We start from the raw sequence: 4,542 nt of genomic DNA, 5'->3' as shown, positions 1-4,542 counted from the left end.
AAGCCAGCATTGCCATACATCCGGTTCCATTCATGCAGCCTATCCAATGGATAAAAAAACGGTTCATAATGAATCTTATATGGATTTTTTTTCATTGAATTTCCATAAAAATAAGCAAAATTAAATGCAGACAAACTCAGCTTATTAATTAAAGAAATAGGCGGTGTAAATGGAAAAGTTTTATCTTTATATTCAGGCTCAGATTTTCCCTGTATTTTTGCCAGATTACCACGAATAAAAAGCCCCCTAGCAGATGCACTGTTTTTACAATCAAGCCATGAAACCGTATGTTCCCAATTTGCCTCAGAAGCAGCAGATAATTCAAAGAACTCTTCCAGATTATGATAAGGAATAGTTTGAGCCTGAATCCATGAACTATCCACTTTCCGCATACGTAACCTGGCTTCCAGAATAATGCCTGTTAATCCAATACCTCCCAATGTTGCATAAAACCATTCTGATTTTTCTGCATGTGAGCATTCTATAATTTCACCATCTGTCCGTAGCAATTTTATCGATATAACATGATCACCAAATGAACCAAAACCATGATGATTTTTCCCATGTACATCATTTGCTATTGCCCCACCCACCGTAATCATTTGTGTGCCCGGTGATACTGGTAACATCCACCCCTGAGGAATCAGCGTTCGATGAATATCCTGTAATGTTACACCCGCTTCACAATGTAATTCAGCTGTCAGCTGATTAAATGAAATCAGGTGATTCAATCCAGAAGAAGACCATAAATTACCCTGAGGATTTAATGCAGCATCTCCATAGCTACGACCCATTCCATAGGCTACGCCAGGTAAATAATTTCCAAGCTCTTTACAGATATGATCAGTGGTATGAAAGTGAATAACATTGTGATCAAAATCTGAAAGTCTTCCCCAAGACTGTACTTTTGACATGCTTTACACCTTTCGAAATACGTATCGTTTGTCCAGATAATATTTACAGATATAACCAATCATCAAACCAAATATCCCCCCAAGATAGCGCATTTCTTTTGTTTCGAAAATATAATGAAATCCAAATTCAAAGCCCCAAAAGATCATAGTTGTTAGAATACCCATAATGGTATATAGAAAAAAAATTTGTCGATTATGTTCGGCAGTTTTTGTTTTATATTGAAAAATATATTTTTTATCTAAAATATATTTGACAACAAGCCCAAAACCAGTACCGATGAGGATTGAAATTAAGATTGAAAAATCACCAGAGTACAAATAATTAAAAATATCTTGTGCTAAGATGTTGCATAGCGTAGCAACTATCGCAAATGCCGTATAGAGCATTGCAAGTCTAAACGAATCAATCATTTAAAATTTTAATAGTGTTGTGAATTAAATGCATGATATAGCACAAAAAAGGACATTTCTAGGGGAAATGCAAGGACTGATTAAGTTAGTCAGGCCAAAGCAATGGGTTAAAAATAGTTTTGTTTTTGCGCCTTTAATTTTTGCGGGTGAATTTTTACACCCTGATTCTATTTATTCTACTTTATTAGCGGCTTTTCTTTTTTGCTTAGCTGCATCAGCTGTCTATATTGTGAATGATCTTAAAGATATAGAAAAAGATAGAATACATCCAGAGAAATCCAAGAAGCGGCCTTTGGCTTCTGGCCAAGTTAGTCCTCAAAGTGCAATTATTTTATTGACATTACTCTATATTGTGCTTATCAGTTTTTGGGCTGTGGTTCCAAACGTCATTTATTTGATTTTCATTTATTTAGTTTTAAATTGGGCCTATACGTTCAAATTAAAACATGAACCTGTTATTGAAATTTTTATTGTGGCTTTTGGTTTTGTGCTGAGAGTTTATGCTGGTGCAATGGCACTTACTGTTCCTGTTTCACATTGGATGTTTATTACAACACTGAGTATTTCATTGTATTTAGCCTCTATTAAAAGGCGTCAAGAACTATTACAAAGCGGATCGCAAAGTCGAGGAGTTCTTGCCTATTATTCAGTAACTTTAATCGATCGCTTTGCTGAAATGTCAGCTGTTACAGCCGTAGTTTTTTATAGCCTTTATGTTATGGAGGTTCAGCCAAAGTTGGTTGTTACTGTTCCATTGGTCATTTTTGGTTTGTTCCGTTATTGGTACATAGTTGAAACTTTAAAAGGTGGTGAATCTCCAACAGATGTGATTATTCAGGATAAACAAATATTACTGACTGTATTGCTTTGGGTGGGATGCTGTATTTGGGTTTTATTTCCAACTTAATTTTTGAGTATTTTGTGTGAATTATTATATTTATTTAATTACTCCATTTTTTACCTGGTTAGTTTGTGGAATAACAAAATTTGTAGTCAATTGTTTAAAAGAAAAAAGACTTGCCTTTGATTTAATTGGTTATGGTGGTATGCCGAGCAACCATAGCGCAATCGTGAGTAGTATGGCGAGTTTGATTGCTTTTAAGGATGGAATTGATACGCCTGCTTTTGGCGTTGCACTCACCCTAGCTTTTATTGTGATATTAGATGCAAATGGGTTAAGAAAAAAGATGGAACAACATGCTATCGAAATTAATAAGCTAAAAAACTATAAAGAACCTATATTAAGAGAGCGTATTGGTCATAGTAAGTTAGAAATTATTATTGGATTTTTTTTAGGAATATTAGTAGGTTATTTGGTTTCCATTTATTATGTTTGACCCTTAACAATCATTGCAAAGCCTAGAGAGACAATTAGAATACCTAAACCACTCATTAGGCTTAATTTTTCATTTAAAAAACAATAAGATAACAAAAATACCATCACAAAGGTAAGTAATGTAAAACTATATACAATAGTAAGGTTTATTTTCGAAAGACAATAAACCCATAAGAGAAAGCCTAAAAAATAAAGAAAGACGCCAAAAAACAAATGGCCATTAAAAAAGCTATATGCTCCTTTTTTCAGAAAAATTTGTCCTACTGCAGCCGATATGCTACTGAGTAGCAAAATTAAATATATCATCATTTACTCAAAGCGATTGTATAATGCTTTAATTTCGCAATGATATTAATAATTTCTGCTGGCAAAACTTTTAAAATCCCATTTCTAATAATCCATGATTGGCTCACGAATTTATTATAATTATAGGTATCGATTACTTGGGTTAGCTTTATTTCTTCAGGTAAATCATTTGCTTTTTCACTTTTGACAAATAAAAGAGAATTGTACCTATACCAAGGCTCTATACTTTTTTCATTAGAAATTTGAGGTCTTATATAATCAAAACATACGTAACCATGATGTTTAAATTTTTCTACCCAATAACTTAGAGGCTGTTCATTAACATGAAACTCCCCACCTTGACCCGGTACAGCAGCTGAAAATAAAACAATGTCACCATGTTTAACTATATTATTTACCAAAGTGTCTGAATCTTTTTCAGCCAAATGTTCAGCCACTTCTAAACACTGAACTAAATCATATTTTTTATTTAAATCAAAATCTTGAGAAATATCTTGATACTTAAAGTTTTCTGTAGAAACTAATAAGTTATTTAAATCAATATATTCACCATCTACACCGAATACGGATCTTCCACTTTTTTCCCATTTAGCAATCCAAGCCCCACGCCCACAACCAATATCTAGAATAGTCTGAATATTTAAAGGTAGATCAATCATTTCAATAAACTTTTTAGCTGATCGAGATGATGAAATATCAATATAATTAAAAAATGAATCTTTGTAGATGTGCCCCATAATAACTACCTATTTATTTTTCTCAAAAATCAGCCAAGAGCCATGATGTACTGATAACGTATAATTACGACAAGTGCTATGCTCTATCAAGTGCCTCACAGATATATCATAAGCTCTAACAATTAATATATCATAATTATCACATGCATTTAAGTATTGAACATGTTGTGGTGTCCATTCAAATCCCGGTTTAACCTCTGGAGTTTTTGATGGTTTATATCTTACGATTTGTGGATGAAACCACGCAAAATTAAAATCACTCCATCCATTTTTTTGTGCTTGATACCAAGAAGCAAAATGAACATAAGTAAATGGAATACTAACACTTGAACTAATAGGCTCAAAGATCAGACCTAACACACGTTTTTCACTTGGCAATACTTCTATAACTTCCGAAAAATCAGTCGTTTCTTTTTTTGCTAAAAAAATATTTTTATAGTCCTCTAGCATTAAATAAAAGACTAAAATAAAAAATAAAACTTTAAAGTATTTAGAATAAAAATATTCTTTCTTATGATCAAATAACAAATAATAGAAAACAAAAAATAAAATCGAGTAACGCTCATAAATAAAATATGTTTTATTTATGAAATGAGGTAAAGCAAACCAAATCAATAAAAAAATAAAGATTGGAATAATTTTTTTCAAATCTCTTGAAAAGCTATATCCCATTAAAAAAGGAAGAATTAAGAAAATAATACTAAAATAGATAACACTTTTATCCAGGATAGACCATGGAAAAACCATTAAATTAATAATTTTTTCACTAACAGTGTGATACATCACATCCACACCATAACCATACTGGCTACCTAGCTCATCACCTAGATAGATATAA

7 protein-coding genes are annotated in these 4,542 nt (G+C 32.2%); 2 read left to right on the top strand and 5 right to left on the bottom strand.

Translation table 11 applies throughout. The features are described 5' to 3' along the window. Together B2Y23_RS00505 and B2Y23_RS00500 are read right to left on the bottom strand one after the other, a co-directional pair. The coding region (locus B2Y23_RS00505) for an FAD-binding oxidoreductase (RefSeq protein ID WP_291368374.1) at window positions 1-914 on the bottom strand (914 nt) is incomplete at its 3' end. A gap of 3 nt (window positions 915-917) precedes the next feature. Next, on the bottom strand, window positions 918-1,325 hold the full coding sequence (locus B2Y23_RS00500) for a GtrA family protein (RefSeq protein ID WP_291368372.1): 408 nt from the start codon (window positions 1,323-1,325) through the stop codon (window positions 918-920). A 28-nt stretch (window positions 1,326-1,353) separates the two neighbouring features. Here B2Y23_RS00500 and B2Y23_RS00495 point away from each other — a divergent pair, with 28 nt between their 5' ends. Together B2Y23_RS00495 and B2Y23_RS00490 are read left to right on the top strand one after the other, a co-directional pair. Continuing rightward, on the top strand, window positions 1,354-2,232 hold the full coding sequence (locus B2Y23_RS00495) for a decaprenyl-phosphate phosphoribosyltransferase (RefSeq protein ID WP_291368370.1): 879 nt from the start codon (window positions 1,354-1,356) through the stop codon (window positions 2,230-2,232). A 16-nt stretch (window positions 2,233-2,248) separates the two neighbouring features. Beyond that, the gene (locus B2Y23_RS00490) at window positions 2,249-2,662 is read left to right on the top strand and encodes a divergent PAP2 family protein (RefSeq protein WP_291368368.1); all 414 of its coding nucleotides are present in this window, start codon (window positions 2,249-2,251) and stop codon (window positions 2,660-2,662) included. On the opposite strand, the gene B2Y23_RS15430 is transcribed toward B2Y23_RS00490, so the two are convergent. From B2Y23_RS15430 to B2Y23_RS00480, 3 genes are all read right to left on the bottom strand, one after another. Then, entirely contained in the window at window positions 2,653-2,967 is a 315-nt protein-coding gene (locus B2Y23_RS15430; RefSeq protein ID WP_409515238.1) for an EamA family transporter, read from the bottom strand. The two genes, B2Y23_RS00490 and B2Y23_RS15430, sit on opposite strands and share 10 nt — an antisense overlap. Further along, entirely contained in the window at window positions 2,967-3,704 is a 738-nt protein-coding gene (locus B2Y23_RS00485; protein WP_291368366.1) for a methyltransferase domain-containing protein, read from the bottom strand. Before B2Y23_RS00485 ends, B2Y23_RS15430 begins: the two co-directional genes overlap by 1 nt. A gap of 9 nt (window positions 3,705-3,713) precedes the next feature. After that, on the bottom strand, window positions 3,714-4,542 hold an 829-nt coding region (locus tag B2Y23_RS00480; RefSeq protein ID WP_291368364.1), incomplete at its 5' end, for a hypothetical protein.

The organism is Acinetobacter sp. UBA5934, assembly GCF_002430855.1.
Taxonomy (GTDB): Bacteria; Pseudomonadota; Gammaproteobacteria; order Pseudomonadales; family Moraxellaceae; genus Acinetobacter.
The sequence above is the reverse complement of the archived record's forward strand: the minus strand, read 5'-3'. Positions and strand labels throughout refer to the sequence as shown.